Annotated in this window: 10 protein-coding genes; 3 read left to right on the top strand and 7 right to left on the bottom strand. The window is 71.7% G+C overall.

Annotation, left to right across the window (positions count from 1 at the left end; translation table 11 throughout):
* Positions 1–97: 97 nt before the first annotated feature.
* The 6 genes from serA to IF02_RS0120875 form a co-directional block, all read right to left on the bottom strand.
* Complete coding sequence (gene serA, locus IF02_RS0120850) at positions 98–1,687, bottom strand: phosphoglycerate dehydrogenase (protein WP_030159101.1); 1,590 nt, start codon at positions 1,685–1,687, stop codon at positions 98–100.
* Positions 1,688–1,959: 272 nt separating this feature from the next.
* A complete protein-coding gene (gene ilvC / locus IF02_RS0120855) occupies positions 1,960–2,961 on the bottom strand; it encodes a ketol-acid reductoisomerase (RefSeq protein ID WP_030159103.1) in 1,002 nt (333 codons plus the stop codon).
* Between the two features lie 140 nt (positions 2,962–3,101).
* Entirely contained in the window at positions 3,102–3,626 is a 525-nt protein-coding gene (gene ilvN / locus IF02_RS0120860; RefSeq protein ID WP_030159104.1) for an acetolactate synthase small subunit, read from the bottom strand.
* 32 nt (positions 3,627–3,658) lie between these two features.
* The gene (locus IF02_RS0120865; protein WP_030159106.1) at positions 3,659–5,545 is read right to left on the bottom strand and encodes an acetolactate synthase large subunit; all 1,887 of its coding nucleotides are present in this window, start codon (positions 5,543–5,545) and stop codon (positions 3,659–3,661) included.
* Positions 5,546–5,749: 204 nt separating this feature from the next.
* Positions 5,750–8,584 (bottom strand): putative bifunctional diguanylate cyclase/phosphodiesterase, encoded by a 2,835-nt coding sequence (locus IF02_RS0120870; protein WP_234318284.1) that lies wholly within the window; start codon positions 8,582–8,584, stop codon positions 5,750–5,752.
* A 348-nt stretch (positions 8,585–8,932) separates the two neighbouring features.
* Positions 8,933–9,880: a 2-hydroxyacid dehydrogenase gene (locus IF02_RS0120875; RefSeq protein WP_030159109.1), complete on the bottom strand. Its 948-nt coding sequence runs from the start codon at positions 9,878–9,880 to the stop codon at positions 8,933–8,935.
* Positions 9,881–9,959: 79 nt separating this feature from the next.
* Between IF02_RS0120875 and IF02_RS0120880 the strand changes: the two genes are divergently transcribed.
* From IF02_RS0120880 to IF02_RS32565, 3 genes are all read left to right on the top strand, one after another.
* Positions 9,960–10,967: an aldo/keto reductase gene (locus IF02_RS0120880; protein ID WP_030159111.1), complete on the top strand. Its 1,008-nt coding sequence runs from the start codon at positions 9,960–9,962 to the stop codon at positions 10,965–10,967.
* A gap of 131 nt (positions 10,968–11,098) precedes the next feature.
* Entirely contained in the window at positions 11,099–12,331 is a 1,233-nt protein-coding gene (locus IF02_RS0120885) for a PQQ-dependent sugar dehydrogenase (RefSeq protein ID WP_078622224.1), read from the top strand.
* Between the two features lie 33 nt (positions 12,332–12,364).
* Complete coding sequence (locus tag IF02_RS32565) at positions 12,365–12,550, top strand: DUF6191 domain-containing protein (protein WP_037836791.1); 186 nt, start codon at positions 12,365–12,367, stop codon at positions 12,548–12,550.
* Here IF02_RS32565 and IF02_RS36125 read toward each other — a convergent pair.
* The gene (locus IF02_RS36125; protein WP_030159114.1) at positions 12,516–15,569 is read right to left on the bottom strand and encodes a helix-turn-helix transcriptional regulator; all 3,054 of its coding nucleotides are present in this window, start codon (positions 15,567–15,569) and stop codon (positions 12,516–12,518) included. The two genes, IF02_RS32565 and IF02_RS36125, sit on opposite strands and share 35 nt — an antisense overlap.
* Positions 15,570–15,633: the final 64 nt, after the last annotated feature.

Genomic DNA, 15,633 nt, shown 5'->3' on the forward strand with positions numbered 1-15,633 from the left:
CTACCGCCTCCGCATGCTGCCCGGGATCGGCGGAGCGGCGGCGGAACACGCAGAAGGGCCCGGGGTCTCCCCCGGGCCCTTCTGCGTGTCGTGCGGGTCAGCCGAGGCTGACCGTGCGCGCCGAGACCGCGCCGATCTCGGCGGAGATCTCCGCGAGGACGTTCACCGGCACCTCCGCGTCGACCGTGAGGACGCCGAGCGCCTCGCCGCCCTCCTCGGCGCGGGCGACCTGCATGCCCGCGATGTTCAGGCCGGCCTCGCCGAGGATGCGGCCGACGGTGCCGACCACACCCGGACGGTCGGTGTAGCGCAGCACGAGCATCTGGTCGGCGAGCGCCAGGTCCACGTCGTACTCGCCGATGCCGACGATCTTCTGCAGGTGCTTCGGACCGGCGAGGGTGCCGGAGACCGACACTTCCTGACCGTCCGACAGGGTGCCGCGCACGGTCACCACGTTGCGGTGGTCCGGGGACTCCGAGCTGGTGGTCAGGCGTACCTCGACACCGCGCTCCTGCGCGAACAGGGGGGCGTTGACGTAGGAGACCGTCTCGTCGACGACGTCCTCGAAGACACCCTTGAGGGCGGAGAGTTCCAGCACCTTGACGTCGTGCTGGGTGATCTCGCCGCAGACCTCGACGTCCAGGCGGACCGCGACCTCGCCCGCGAGGGCGGTGAAGATGCGGCCGAGCTTCTCGGCGAGCGGCAGACCGGGACGGACGTCCTCGGCGATGACACCGCCCTGGACGTTGACCGCGTCCGGTACGAGCTCGCCCGCGAGCGCCAGGCGCACCGACTTGGCGACCGAGATGCCGGCCTTCTCCTGGGCCTCGTCCGTGGACGCGCCGAGGTGCGGGGTGCAGACGACCTGGTCGAGCTCGAAGAGCGGGGAGTCCGTGCAGGGCTCCTTCGCGTACACGTCGAGGCCGGCGCCGGCGACGCGGCCCTCCTTGATGGCCGAGTACAGCGCGGCCTCGTCCACGATCCCGCCGCGCGCGGCGTTGACGATGCGGACGGACGGCTTGACCTTGTGCAGGGCCTCGTCCCCGATGAGACCGAGGGTCTCGGGGGTCTTGGGCAGGTGCACGGTGATGAAGTCGGCGACTTCGAGGAGCTCGTCCAGCGTCAGCATCTTGACGCCCATCTGGGCGGCGCGCGCGGGCTGTACGTAGGGGTCGTACGCGACGATCTTCATGCCGAAGGCCGACATGCGCTGGGCGACCAGGACGCCGATGCGGCCGAGGCCGACGACACCGAGGGTCTTCTCGCTGAGCTCGACGCCCGTGTACTTGTTCCGCTTCCACTCGCCGTTCTTCAGGGCGGTGTTGGCCTGCGGGATGTTGCGGGCCGAGGCGACGAGCAGGCCGCAGGCGAGCTCGGCGGCGGTGACGATGTTGGAGGTCGGGGCGTTCACGACCATCACGCCGGCCTTGGTGGCGGCGGAGACGTCGACGTTGTCGAGACCGACACCGGCGCGCGCGACGACCTTCAGCTTCTTGGCGGCGGCGATGGCCTCCGCGTCGACCTTGGTCGCGGAGCGCACCAGGATGGCGTCGACGTCCACGATCGCGGGGAGCAGCTCCGCGCGGTCGGCTCCGTTGACGTGCCGGATCTCGAAGTCCGGACCGAGCGCGTCGACGGTGGCGGGCGACAGCTCTTCGGCGATGAGTACGACAGGTTTCGAGCTCACGTGGGTCATCCTCACAAGTCCAGTGCGGACGGCCGTCCCGACGGCCGCAGGCGGTGGAGGGGGTAGCCGCGTGGAAGACGCACGACACTGTGGGCCTGACGCGTTGTGTTGAGCAGTGTAGTGGCGGATTCCGCTCTGGATTCCGCCTGTCCGGAAGGATCACCCGTCCGGGGTTGGCCAGGGTGGACAAGCCCCGCGTGCAGAGTGGTCCGATCCGGCCCGTCATGCGCGGCGGGGCCGGGACTCATCGCCCCGGCCCCCTCGCGTACGGATCAGCTCTCGTCGCTGTCGACCCAGCTCATGAGCTTGCGCAGCTTCTTGCCGGTGGTCTCCAGCAGGTGCGCCTCGTCGGCCTTCTTGTACTCGTTGTACTTCGGCAGACCGGCCTTGTACTCGGCCATCCAGGTGTTGGCGAACTCGCCGCTCTGGATCTCCGCGAGGACCTGCTTCATCTCGGCCTTGGTGGCGTCGGTGATGATGCGGGGACCGGTGATGTAGTCGCCCCACTCGGCGGTCTCGGAGACCGACCAGCGCATCTTCTCCAGGCCGCCCTCGTACATGAGGTCCACGATGAGCTTCAGCTCGTGCAGGCACTCGAAGTACGCGATCTCCGGCTGGTAGCCGGCCTCGGTCAGGGTCTCGAAACCGGCCTTGACCAGGGCGGAGGCGCCACCGCAGAGGACGGCCTGCTCACCGAACAGGTCGGTCTCGGTCTCCTCGGTGAAGGTGGTCTTGATGACGCCGGCGCGGGTGCCGCCGATGCCGGCCGCGTACGAGAGCGCGAGGGCGAAGGCGGTGCCGGAGAAGTCCTGCTCGACGGCGGCGATGCAGGGCACGCCGCGGCCTTCCTCGTACTGGCGGCGGACCAGGTGGCCCGGGCCCTTCGGGGCGACCAGGGCGACGTCCACGTTGGTGGGGGGCTTGATGAAGCCGTAGCGGACGTTGAAGCCGTGGCCGAAGAAGAGCGCGTCGCCCTCCTCGAGGTGCTCCTTGATGGACTCCTCGTAGATCTCGGCCTGGAGCGGGTCCGGGGTCAGGATCATGATGACGTTGGCCCAGGCGGCGGCCTCGGCGACCGGGACGACCTTCAGGCCCTGCTCCTCGGCCTTGGCCTTGGACTTCGAGCCCTCCTTCAGGCCGACGACGACGTCGACGCCGGAGTCACGGAGCGACAGCGCGTGGGCGTGGCCCTGGCTGCCGTAACCGATGACCGCGACCTTGCGGCCCTGGATGATGGACAGGTCGGCGTCGTTCTCGTAGAACAGCTCGGCCACTGGGATATCTCCTTGGTGCGCTGGTGTTGCTCCCACCGTACGGCGGGGAACGTGAAGGAAGTTTCTTGGTCTCGCGATGCGAGAGGCAACGCGACGCGGGGGTGTTGCTCAGGCGCCGTGTCGGTCAGGCACTGTGTTGCTCAGGCGCTGCGGTCGAGCGCGCGCAGGCTGCGGTCCGTGATGGACCGGCCGCCGCGCCCTATGGCGATCGTGCCGGACTGCACGAGCTCCTTGATGCCGAAGGGCTCCAGCATCTTGAGCATCGCGCCGAGCTTGTCGGCGCCGCCCGTCGCCTCGATGGTGACGGCCTCCGGGGAGACGTCGACCGTCTTGGCGCGGAACAGCTGGACGATCTCGACGATCTGGGAGCGGGTCTCGTTGTCGGCGCGGACCTTCACCAGAACGAGTTCGCGTTCGATGGCGTTGTGCGGCTCCAGCTCGACGATCTTGAGCACGTTGACCAGCTTGTTCAGCTGCTTGGTCACCTGCTCCAGCGGGAGGTCCTCGACGTTCACGACGATCGTGATGCGCGAGATGTCGGGGTGCTCCGTGACACCGACCGCGAGGGAGTCGATGTTGAACCCGCGGCGGGAGAACAGCGCGGCGATCCGGGCGAGGATGCCGGGCGTGTTCTGGACCAGGACGGAGAGCGTGTGCTTGGACATGTGAGGCGTTCTCTCTCTCAGGCTCTCTCGGCTCAGTCGTCTTCGTTGTCGCCGAAGTCGGGACGGACGCCCCGGGCTGCCATGACCTCGTCGTTGGAGGTGCCGGCGGCGACCATCGGCCACACCATGGCGTCCTCGTGGACGATGAAGTCGATCACGACGGTACGGTCGTTGATCGCGTTGGCCTCGGCGATGACCTTGTCCAGGTCGGCCGGGTCCTCACAGCGCAGCGCCACGCAGCCCATGGCCTCGGACAGCTTGACGAAGTCCGGGACGCGGGTGCCCTTGCGGGGGGCGGTGGACTCCCCGAGCTGGGAGCCGACGGTGCCGTGGCCCGTCTCGTCGGCGTGCAGCACGGTGTTGGAGTACCGCTGGTTGTAGAACAGGGTCTGCCACTGGCGGACCATGCCCAGCGCACCGTTGTTGATGATCGCGACCTTGATCGGGATGTTGTTCAGCGCGCAGGTGACCAGTTCCTGATTGGTCATCTGGAAGCAGCCGTCGCCGTCGATCGCCCAGACCGTGCGGTCCGGCATGCCGACCTTGGCGCCCATCGCGGCGGGGACCGCGTAGCCCATGGTTCCGGCGCCGCCGGAGTTCAGCCAGGTGCGGGGCTCCTCGTAGTTGACGAAGTGCGAGGCCCACATCTGGTGCTGGCCGACGCCGGCCGCGTAGATGGTGTGCTCGGGGGCGAGCTCGCCGATGCGCTGGATGACCTGCTGCGGCGAGAGCATGCCGTCGTCGGGCAGGTCGTAGCCCAGCGGGTACGTGTCGCGCCAGCGGCTGAGGTCCTTCCACCAGGCGGTGTAGTCACCGGTGTTGCCCTCGGTGTGCTCGGCCTGGACCGCCTGGATCAGGTCGGCGATGACCTCGCGGGCGTCACCGACGATCGGGACGTCGACCTCGCGGTTCTTGCCGATCTCCGCCGGGTCGATGTCCGCGTGGATGACCTTGGCGAACGGGGCGAAGCTGTCCAGCTTGCCGGTGACGCGGTCGTCGAAGCGGGTGCCGAGCGCGATCAGCAGGTCCGACTTCTGCAGGGCGGTGACGGCGGTGACCGCGCCGTGCATGCCCGGCATGCCCACGTGCAGCGGGTGGCTGTCGGGGAACGAGCCCAGCGCCATCAGCGTGGTGGTGACCGGGACCCCGGTCAGCTCGGCCAGGACCTTGAGTTCGGCGGTCGCGCCGGACTTCATGACGCCGCCGCCGACGTACAGGACCGGGCGCTTGGCCTGGCAGATGAGCTTGGCGGCCTCGCGGATCTGCTTGGCGTGCGGCTTGGTGACCGGCCGGTAGCCCGGGAGGTCCTGCGACGGCGGCCACGAGAAGGTGGTCCTCGACTGCAGGGCGTCCTTGGCGATGTCGACCAGGACCGGGCCGGGGCGGCCGGTGGAGGCGATGTGGAAGGCCTCGGCGATCGTCTTCGGGATGTCCTCGGCCCTGGTCACCAGGAAGTTGTGCTTGGTGATCGGCATCGTGATGCCGACGATGTCCGCCTCCTGGAAGGCGTCGGTGCCGATCGCCTTGGAGGAGACCTGGCCGGTGATCGCGACCAGCGGCACCGAGTCCATGTGCGCGTCGGCGATGGGGGTCACCAGGTTGGTGGCGCCCGGGCCGGAGGTGGCCATGCAGACGCCCACCTTGCCGGTGGCCTGCGCGTAGCCGGTCGCGGCGTGGCCGGCGCCCTGCTCGTGGCGGACCAGGATGTGGCGGACCTTGGTGCTGTCCATCATCGGGTCGTACGCCGGGAGGATGGCCCCGCCCGGGATACCGAAGACGGTGTCGCACCCCACCTCTTCGAGAGAGCGGATGAGGGACTGCGCACCCGTGACGTGCTCAACTGCGGCGGGCTGGTGTCCGCCGGAACGGGGCCGCGGCTGCGGATGGTGGGCCCCGGTGGCCTGCTCGGTCATCGGCATTCTCTTCTCGAAGCTGAGGGTTTTACGAGGATTCGAAGGTGTGCCAGTGCAACAAAAAACCCCTCGTGCCAGGAGGCAAGCGAGGGGAGCGCGTCGGGTGTGCGGAGCGGGGACATGCAGGTCCCAGCTTCAGCCGACGCGCTTTCCAAGTACGAGAATTCGGGTGCGCATGGCACTGACCCTCCCTCCGGCGGGAGGGGGATGTCAAGCGGGTGGGACGGGCGTCTCATTATGTGAGCCTCTACGGATGGCCATCGAGCCCCCGGACGAACCACCGGCCAAGGCGGGCTGGGCCGCTCCGCCCGGTACTGGGAACGTACCGCGCACCAGCGCGCGGCGCAGCCTGTACTCGTCGAGTGGGCCGGAAAAAGCCACTCCCTGGCCGTGTGTGCACCCCATCGCGCGCAGTGCCATGACCTGCTCGGGCAGGTCCACCCCGTCGGCCACCGACTGCATGCCCAAATCATTTGCAATGCGCAACAAACCAGCGGTGATCTTGTGGAGGCGGGCGGATTCGACCACGCCCTCGACGAGTCCCCGGTCCAGCTTCAGGATGTCCACGGGGAGTCTGCGCAGGGCGCTGATGGCCGCGTAGCCGCTGCCGAAGCCGTCCAGGGAGATCAGGACCCCGAGCCGGCGCAGGGCCGCCAGGCGCCGCTCCAGCTCGTCGAAGGGGACCCTGGGGTCGGACACGGTCAGTTCGATCACGAGGGCCCCGGACGGCAGCCCGTGCCGGGTCAGCAGGGCCTCCACGGAGCCGAGCGGCACCGCCCGGTCCAGCAGCCGCTGGGCGCTCATCCGTACGGCCACCGGTACGTCGTGCCCGATCCGCTGCCGCTCGGCGGCCTGCGCCACGGCCTCCTCCAGCAGCCAGTGCCCCAGCTCGGCGGCCCGGGTGGGCGTGCCCGCGGGGAGGCCAGAGCGGCCGTCGGGCCCGGCCGCCGCGCCCTCGCTGTACTCGGCCACCCGGAGGAATTCCGCGGGGGTGAACAGGATCCCCTGGGCCGAGCGCCAGCGGGCCTGCGCCGCCACGGCCGTGACCTCGCCGGTCGCCAGCGAGACCACCGGCTGGTGCAGCAGGGCGAACTCCCCGTCGTGGAGCGCGCTGCGCAGCCGCCCGGCGAGCTCCGCCTTGCGTACGACCTCGGCCTGCATCTGGGGCGCGTACAGCTCGACCCGGTCCTTGCCGCCCGCCTTGGCGCGGTACATCGCGAGGTCCGCGTTGCGCATGAGGTCCGAAGGGGTGATGCCGGGGTCGGCGAAGGCCACGCCGATGCTGGCGGCGACCCGGACCTCGCTGCCGCCGATCCGGTACGGCTGGGACAGGGTGGTGCGCAGCCGGTCCGCGATCTCGTGCACCTGGTACTCGCGGGCGCTGCGGTCGCGGCTGCCGTCGCCCAGGATCAGCGCCGCGAACTCGTCGCCGCCGAGCCGGGCCGCGGTGTCCCCGGCGCGCACCGAGTCCTGGAGCCGGCGCGCGGCCTCGATCAGCAGCTCGTCGCCGGCCTGGTGGCCGATGGTGTCGTTGACCGCCTTGAACCCGTCGAGGTCGATGAAGAGCACGGCGGTGCTGTGGTCCCCCGCGCGGCGGCCGGTCAGGGCCTGGCGGACCCGGCCGGTGAACAGGGCCCGGTTGGGCAGGTCGGTCAGCGGATCGTGCTCGGCGCTGTGCTGGAGCTGCGCCTGGAGGCGGACCCGCTCGGTGACGTCGCGGCTGTTGAGGATGAGGCCGCCCTGGTGGCGGTTGACGGTGGACTCCACGTTGAGCCATTCGCCGTTGCCGGACTTGAAGCGGCATTCGATGCGGGTGGTCGGCTCCTCGCCGGGCTGCGCGGCGAGGAAGCGGCGTACCTCGTGGACCACCCGGCCCAGGTCGTGCGGGTGGATCAGGGTGGCGAGCTCGGTACCGACGAGCTCCTCGGCCTCACGCCCGTAGACCCCGGCGGCCGCGGGGCTGACGTAGCGCAGGGTCCCGGTGGGGGCGGCGATCATGATGACGTCGCTGGAGCCCTGGACCAGGGAACGGAAGTGGTTCTCCTTCTGGGCGAGCTCCTGCGTCAGCGCGATGTTGTCGATGAGCATGATGCCCTGCCGGATGACGAGGGCGAGCACGACCGTGCAGCCGGTGAAGACGACCACGCGGTCGACCTTCCGGCCGTCCACCACGTTGTACAGGATGCCCAGGGTGCAGACGGCTGCCGCGAGGTACGGGGTGAGGGCGGGCAGCGAGCCGGTGATGGGGCGGCTGACCGGGCGGTCGGGGCGCGGCAGCCCCGGTGCTCCCGGCTCCGGATGGGCGCGCCGGGCCCCCCAGGGCGCGTAGGCGAGCAGCAGCGAGCCGGCGAACCAGCCGGCGTCGAGCAGCTGACCTGACTGGTATTCGGCGCTGAGCAGCGGCGAGGTGAACAGGGCGTCGCTGAGCACGGTCAGGGCCAGGGCCGCGATGGCGGTGTTCACGGCCGAACGGTTGGCCTCGGAGCGCCGGAAGTGCAGGACGAGCACCATGGAGACGAGCGCGATGTCCAGCAGCGGGTAGGCGAGCGAGAGCGCGGCGCGCGGGACGCTGCCGGGGGCCCCGGACTGGGCGGTCCGCGCCGCGTGCGCGAGGGCCAGGCTCCAGGACAGGGTGAGCAGGGAGCCGCCGATGAGCCAGGAGTCGAGACCGAGGCAGACCCAGCCGGCGCGGGTGACCGGGCGTTTGGCGAGGACGAGCAGGCCCACGATGGCGGGCGGAGCGAAGCAGAGGAACGCGAAGTCGGCGACCGAGGGCTTCGGCACTGCCTCGCCGAGGACCACCTCGTACCAGCCCCAGACGCCGTTGCCGCAGGCTCCCATGAGGGAGGAGAACGCGAAGAGCAGCCAGGCCGGGCGCTCGCGGCTGTCGATCGTCCGCGCGTACGTGTAGCAGGAGACGGCGGCGAGTAACGCGGCCGCGCTGAGTCCGAAGTCGCCCATGATCTCGGCGAGTTCCTCGGAGCCCCAGCCGAGGGCGGCGCCGACGGCGTACCCGCCGCTGATCACGGCGAGGAGCAGCTGCATCGCCAGGCTCCTGCCGCCGCCCGGGACGGGCGGCCTGGTCAGCAGCGCCGCCCCCGGGGCATTCACCGGTCCCCCTCGCTGGCTGGTTCCGGCGCAGCCCAGTCCCGGCAGCGCCGCCTCCGGCGGCCGTGCCGCATCGGATCCTTCGTCCATTGGCCGTACATCGCCCGTCGCCCCCCAAAGTGTCCGATCACTCCCCAGCGCCAGACGAACGCGCTGCAGCCCCTTGTTCCGGACGATACACCACTTTCGTCACTCAGGGACATAGATGGTCTACTCTCCGTTACCACGCGGGGAGTTGTTGCCACTGTGCGCGTCCGGACGGATGCGGAGCGTGCGCACTGCGCGTCAGTCGGTGATCAGGACCGTGTTCTCGACCGGCTCCCCCGCGGCGAACCGGTGGAGCTGGCGGGCCACCAGGCGCCTGGCCCGCGGCGCGAACGCCGTGCTGCTGCCGCCCACGTGAGGCGTGATCAGGACATTCGGAGCATGCCAGAGCGGATGGCCGGCGGGCAGCGGTTCCGGGTCGGTGACGTCGAGCGCCGCGCGCAGCCGGCCCGACTCCAGCTCCGCCAGCAGGGCGCCGGTGTCGGCGACGGGGCCGCGCGCCACGTTCACCAGCAGGGCGCCGTCCTTCATCCGGGCGAGGAACGCGGCGTCGGCCAGGCCCCGCGTCGCGTCGGTCAGCGGGGTGGAGAGGATCACCACGTCGGCCTCGGGGAGCAGCCGGGGCAGTTCGGCCTGGGCGTGCACGGGCCCGCGCGTGGTGGTGCGCGCCGAGCGTGCGACGCGTACGACCCGCGCGCACTCGAAGGGTGCGAGCCGGTCCTCGATGGCCGCGCCGATCGATCCGTAGCCGATGATCAGTACGGACTTGTCGGCGAGGGCGTCGTAGAAGCCGGAGCGCCACTCCTCGCGGTCCTGGCCGCGCACCATCCCCGGGATGCCGCGCAGCGAGGCGAGGGTGAGGGTGAGCGCCAGTTCGGCGGTGCTCGCCTCGTGGACGCCGCGCGCGTTGCACAGCCGTACGCCCGGACGCAGCAGGTCGAGGCCGCCCAGGACGTGGTCCATGCCCGCGGTCAGCGTCTGCACGACTTCGAGGTTCGGCATGCCGGCCAGCGGGCGCAGGGTGACCTCGGCGGACTTCATGTACGGGGCTACGTAGAAAACGCAGGCGGCCGGATCGGCCGGGAAGGCGTCCTCGCCGTCCCACCGGCGGTAGGTGAAGGCGTCGGGGAGGCCCTCGATCTCGTCGGCGGGGAACGGCAGCCAGACGTCCGCAGTCTTTGCATCCATGGCCAGGAGGCTATGCCAAGGCCAATGGATCCTGATCAAGCCGTTAGTTTGTTTTCCGGACCGGGAGGGGGACGCACGGGTGGAGCGCAGGTCGATCGGGGCGGGGGCGCTGACGGTGGGCGCCATCGGGCTCGGGTGCATGCCGATGAGCTGGGCGTACGCGCCCTCGCGGCGCCGCGGGGCGGAGTCGCTGGCCACGGTGCACACGGCGCTGGACCTCGGGGCGAACCTGCTGGACACCGCCGACATGTACGGGCCGTTCACCAACGAGCTGCTGCTGGGGCGCGTGCTGCGGGAGCGGCGGGCGGACGCGTTCGTGTCCGCCAAGGTGGGGCTGCGGGCGGGCGAGCAGCACGTGGTGGCGGACGGGCGGCCCGGATACATGCGGCGGGCCTGCGACGCCTCGCTGCGGCGGCTGCGGACGGACGTCATCGACCTCTACCAGCTGCACCGGGTGGATCCGGAGGTCCCGGTCGAGGAGACCTGGGGGGCGATGGCGGAGCTGGTGGGTGCCGGGAAGGTGCGGGCGCTCGGGTTCTGCGCGCTGGGGGCGGGCGCGGGGCCGGGGGCGGGGCGGCGCGGGGACCGGGCGTACGAGGTGACCTTGCGGCACCTGGAGCGGGTCCAGCAGGTGTTCCCGGTGAGCGCGGTGCAGGCCGAGCTGTCGGTGTGGTCCCCGGAGGCGGTGCGGCGGCTGCTGCCGTGGTGCGCGGCGCGCGGGGTGGGGTTCCTGGCGGCGATGCCGCTGGGCAGCGGGTTCCTGACCGGGACGCTCCGGCCGGGCGAGGGCTTCGAGTGGGAGGACGTGCGGGCCCGGCATCCGCGGTTCACGGCGGAGTCGATGGCGGCGAACCAGGTGCTGGTGGCGGGGCTGCGGCGGGTGGCGCGGCGGCTCGGGCCACAGGTGACGGCGGCGCAGGTGGCGCTGGCGTGGGTGCTGGCGCAGGGGCCGCACGTGGTGCCGGTGCCGGGGGCCGACCGGGCGCACTGGGCGGCGGAGAACGCGGGGGCGGCCCGGCTGCGTCTGACGGCCGGGGACTTGGCCGAGATCGCGGCGCTGCCGGCGGCGGTGGGAGCCTGGGACTGAGCGTCGGCGCGGGCCGGGGAGCAGGCCCGGAACACCACTCGATCGGGTGTACGAGCGTTGGAACTTCGGGAAGTGCCGCGGCTGTTGAAACAGGTGAAGGGCACGATCGCCGACCGGAGGGGAGCAGGACGATGCGATACGGACAGGTGCACAAGGGGTACGAGGGGTACGAGGGCCCGCGCATGCGGACCCGTGGGGTGCTGGCGGCGTTCGCCCTGGCGGGATGCGGGGCTCTGCTCGCAGCGGGGTGCGCACCGGCGGGCTCCCCCGCCGCCAAGCCGGGCACGTCACCACCCGGCGCGTCACCCGCCGCATCGGGGTCCGGTCCCGCCGGCTCCCCCTCCGGTTCCGCGGAGGCCGCGCCGCCGGCGAAGGGCTCCGTGACGGTGGCGGGCGAGGTGGCCAAGGGTCTGGAGTCCCCGTGGGGCGTGGCCCCGCTGCCCGACGGGGACCTGCTGGTCGCCTCGCGGGACAAGGGGACCATCAGCAGGGTCGCGGCGGCCACCGGCACGGTGACGCAGATCGGCAAGGTGCCCGGGGTGGCCCCGGGCGGCGAGGGCGGGCTGCTGGGGCTCGCGCTGTCGCCCTCGTACGCCTCGGACCGGATGGTGTACGCGTACTTCACGACGGAGTCCGACAACCGCATCGCCCGGATGAGGTATGACGAGCAGCGGGATCCCGGCCAGCAACTGGGCGCACCGGACACGGTGTTCCGGGGCATTCCCAAGGGGCTGATCCACAACGGCGGCCGGATCGCCTTCGGCCCGGACAAGATGCTCTACGCGGGGACGGGCGAGACCGGCGACACCGGGCTGGCGCAGGACAAGAAGTCGCTGGGCGGCAAGATCCTGCGGATGACCCCGGACGGGCAGCCGGTGCACGGGAATCCCGAGGCCGATTCGGTCGTCTACTCCTACGGGCACCGCAATGTGCAGGGCCTGGCCTGGGACAAGGACAAACGGCTGTGGGCGGCCGAGTTCGGCCAGAACACCTGGGACGAGCTGAACCTGATCGAGCCCGGCGCGAATTACGGCTGGCCGGAGGCCGAGGGCAAGGCCGGCAAGCCGGGCCTGCGCGATCCGGTGGCCGTGTGGAAGACCGACGAGGCTTCGCCGAGCGGGATCGCCTGGGCGCAGGGCTCGGTGTGGATGGCCGGGCTGAAGGGTGAGCGGCTGTGGCGGATCCCGCTGGCCGGGGCGAATCCGGTCGCCGGGCCGGAAGCTTTCCTGACGGGGAAGTACGGCCGGCTGCGCACGGTGATCGCCCTCGGCGGGGACAGATTGCTGCTGGTCACGAGCGAGACCGACGGGCGCGGCTCACCAGAGGCGGGCGACGACAGGATCCTGACACTGACGGTGCGGTAACCGACGGAGCCCTGGTGGGGGGCAGAAGGCACGGTGGACGCGGTGTTCAACATGATCGAGGAGCTCTTCAACCCGGGACGCAAGCATACGGACGAGGAGAAGAAGCGGCTGGAGCTGTCCCGGACCGACGTGAACGACGGCGATCCGGGACGCGGTCCGATAGACCTGGACTCCGGCAAGGTGCTCATACGCCCGGCGAAGCCGTCCCCGCGGGAGTGACCGGCCCGAACAGCCGCAGACGGTGGGCCAGGGCGGCCGCCTCGCCGCGGCCGGCGACGCCCAGCTTGGCCAGGATGTTCGAGACGTGCACGCTGGCCGTCTTCGGGGAGATGAACAGCTCCTCGGCGATCTGGCGGTTGCTGTTGCCCGCCGCGACCAGGCGCAGGACGTCGCGTTCGCGGCTGGTCAGGCCCAGGGCCTCGACGGGGTCGGGGGCCGGTGCGGGCAGGGCCGGGGGTGCGTCGGCCCCGGTGAGCGGGAGCCGGGCGCGCTGGGCGAGCAGGGCCAGGTCCTCGCGGAGACTGCGGGAGCCGAGCCGGTCCGCGGTGGCGTAGGCCTCGCGGAGCAGCACGGCGGCGGGTTCGCGGTCGCCGCCGGCGGCCAGCAGGGCCTCGGCGAGCCGGTGGCGGGCGCGGGCCAGCAGGTACGGACGCTCCAGCGGGCGGATGGCCCGTTCGAGGCCGGCCCAGTCGGCGGTGGTGTCCCGGTCCTCGGCCCGCAGCAGTTCCACCCGGAAGAACTCGGCGTGGGCGGCCCACACGGGCACGGGGGTGGCCAGGGCGCGGGCGGCGGCGCGGAGCACGTCCAGGGCGGCTTCGCGGCTGGCGTCGGCGACCGGCAGTCCGCGGGCGTCCGCCTCGGCGGAGGCGGCGGCGAGCAGCAGCGGCCAGGCGTAGCGGTGGTGGCCCAGCGGGAAGCCGTAGGCGACCGCGTCGGTGATCTCCGCACGGACGTCGGCGATCCGGCCCTCGCCCGCGGCGATGCCGACGGCGAGGCGGTAGAGCGGTATGCGGTGCTGGGGCTGGCTGTCGTGGGTGCCGAAGTGGGCGTGGGCGGCGGCGAGTCGGCCGGTGGCCTCGGTCAGTTCGCCGCGCCCCAGGGCCAGGTAGGACAGCCGTGCGGAGGCGGAGCCGCGCGGGGCGGCGCTCTGGCCGACGCTCAGGCCGCGCTGGGCGGCTTCGGCGGCCTCGTCCCAGCGCCCGAGGCTGTACAGGCTCTCCGCCATGTTCCCGCTGAGCCAGGCCTCGGTGTCCAGCAGCCGTGACCTCTTGACGAGTTCGACCCCCTGTTGGGCCAGTTCCACGGCTTCGCGGGACCGGCCCATGCTTTCCAGCTGAGAGGTGAGGTTGATATGTGCACGTCCCGCCAACATGACGAACCCGAGTGCGGTGGCCCGCTCGCGGACCGCGAACATCTCGGAGAGGCCGCGTTCGGCGTCGCCGGAGTCGGTGAGCAGGCAGCCCACCGTGATCCGGGCGTTGAGCTCTATCTCCTCCGCCCCGACCATGCGGGCGTAGGCGACGGCGCGTTCCGCGGCTTCGATGTTGCCGGGGCCGGGGTTGTGGAGCATGCCCCAGCCCGCGGCCCGGACCAGGACCTCGGCGTGCACCTGGGACGGGGGCAGCCCCTTGACGAGCTCCTGGGCCTTGGCGAGTTCCTCCCAGCCGTCGCCGCGGGCCAGGCTGGAGACGAGCCGGGAGCGCTCGGTCCAGAACCAGGCGGCGCGCAGCGGGTCCTGGTCGTCCTCCAGCAGCCGCAGCGCCGTTTTGGTGAGCTTGAGGGCGCGTTCGCGCTCGCCGCCGAAGCGGGCGGCAACGGTCGCCTCGGCCAGCAGGTCGAGCCGCTTGAGCGGGGTGGTGGCCGGGTCGCAGCCGCACGGAGGGTACACATCGGTGTAGTCCACCGGGCGCAGCGCCTCGCGGATCTCCTCCGGCGCGCTCTCCCACAGGTCCAACGCCCGTTCCAGCAGGCTCAGCTGCTCGGAGTAGGCGTGCCGGCGGCGAGCGGCGACCGAGGCGGCCAGGACGGCGGGCAGCGCCTTGGCCGCGTCGTTGGCGTAGTACCAGTAGCTGGCCAGCCGGATGACCCGCTCCTCGGCGCGGATCAGCGTGTCGTCGGCTTCCATCGCCTCCGCGTAGCGGCGGTTGACGCGGGCGCGCTCGCCGGGCAGCAGGTCGTCGCTGACGGCCTCGCGGACCAGCGAATGGCGGAAGCGGTAGCCGTCCCCGTCGGGGGTGGCGAGGAGGATGTTGGCGCCGACGGCGGCCCGCAGGGCCTCGATCAGCTCGTCCTCCGTGAGCCCGGCGACGGCGCGCAGGAGCGGGTACTCCACGGTGGAGCCGCCCTCGGCGACGAAGCGCACCACGCGCTGGGCGGCGTCCGGCAACACCTCGACGCGGACGAGCAGCAGGTCGCGCAGGGATTCGGTGAGTCCCGCCTGGCAGCCGCTCCGCTTGCAGGCGGCGAGTTCCTCGACGAAGAAGGCGTTGCCGTCGGAGCGGTCGAACACCGAGTCCACGAAGGCCTCGTCGGGCCGCGAGGCGAGGATGCCGGCGAGCTGGCGGCGCACCTCGGCCCGGTTGAAGCGGGGCAGTTCGATGCGCTGGACGGTGCGGAGCCGGTCGAGTTCGGCGAGCAGCGGGCGCAGTGGGTGGCGGCGGTGGACGTCGTCGGCCCGGTAGGTGGCGACGACGACGAGCCGGCCGCTCGCGAGGGTGCGGAAGAGATAGGAGAGCAGGTGCCGGGTGGAGGTGTCCGCCCAGTGCAGGTCCTCCAGGACGAGGACGACGGTGCGGTCGGCGGCGAGCCTCTCCAGCATCCGGGCCGTCAGTTCGAAGAGCCGGGCGGTGCTCTCCTCGTCGTGCGGTCCGCGGGGGGTGTCGCCGAGTTCGGGAAGGATCCGGGCGAGTTCGTCCTCCTGGCCCGCGGCCGCGGCCGCCAACTCCCCCGGGAGCTGGCGGTGCAGGGTGCGCAGGGCCGTCGAGAAGGGGGCGAAGGGAAGGCCCTCCGCCCCGATCTCCACACAGCCTCCGACGGCCACCACCGCGCCGCGGCGGGCCGCCTCGCAGAGGAACTCCTCGGTGAGGCGGGTCTTCCCGACCCCGGCCTCGCCCCCGATGAGCATCGCCTGGGGCTCGCGGCCCTCGGCTCGGGCCAATGCGTCGGTGAGTACGGCCAGTTCGTCGGCTCGGCCGACGAACACCGGGCTGACAGATCTGGTCTCCACGTCGCCGAGCATCGCACAGGAGTCCTGGCCTGCGGCACTCGTCGGAGGTGCGCTTCTCATCACGTGTCAGTCCACG

This window comes from Streptomyces sp. NRRL S-244, from assembly GCF_000717915.1.
In the GTDB taxonomy this organism is placed as follows: Bacteria; Actinomycetota; Actinomycetes; order Streptomycetales; family Streptomycetaceae; genus Streptomyces.

Bases quoted from the DNA above. Each gene is read 5' to 3' on its own strand.
- IF02_RS0120870 (WP_234318284.1), bottom strand. From the start codon at position 8,584: ATGCAGCTGCTCCTCGCCGTGATCAGCGGCGGGTACGCCGTCGGCGCC.
- IF02_RS0120885 (WP_078622224.1), top strand. From the start codon at position 11,099: ATGCGATACGGACAGGTGCACAAGGGGTACGAGGGGTACGAGGGCCCG.
- ilvN (WP_030159104.1), bottom strand. From the start codon at position 3,626: ATGTCCAAGCACACGCTCTCCGTCCTGGTCCAGAACACGCCCGGCATC.
- IF02_RS36125 (WP_030159114.1), bottom strand. From the start codon at position 15,569: ATGCTCGGCGACGTGGAGACCAGATCTGTCAGCCCGGTGTTCGTCGGC.
- IF02_RS0120875 (WP_030159109.1), bottom strand. From the start codon at position 9,880: ATGGATGCAAAGACTGCGGACGTCTGGCTGCCGTTCCCCGCCGACGAG.
- IF02_RS0120865 (WP_030159106.1), bottom strand. From the start codon at position 5,545: ATGCCGATGACCGAGCAGGCCACCGGGGCCCACCATCCGCAGCCGCGG.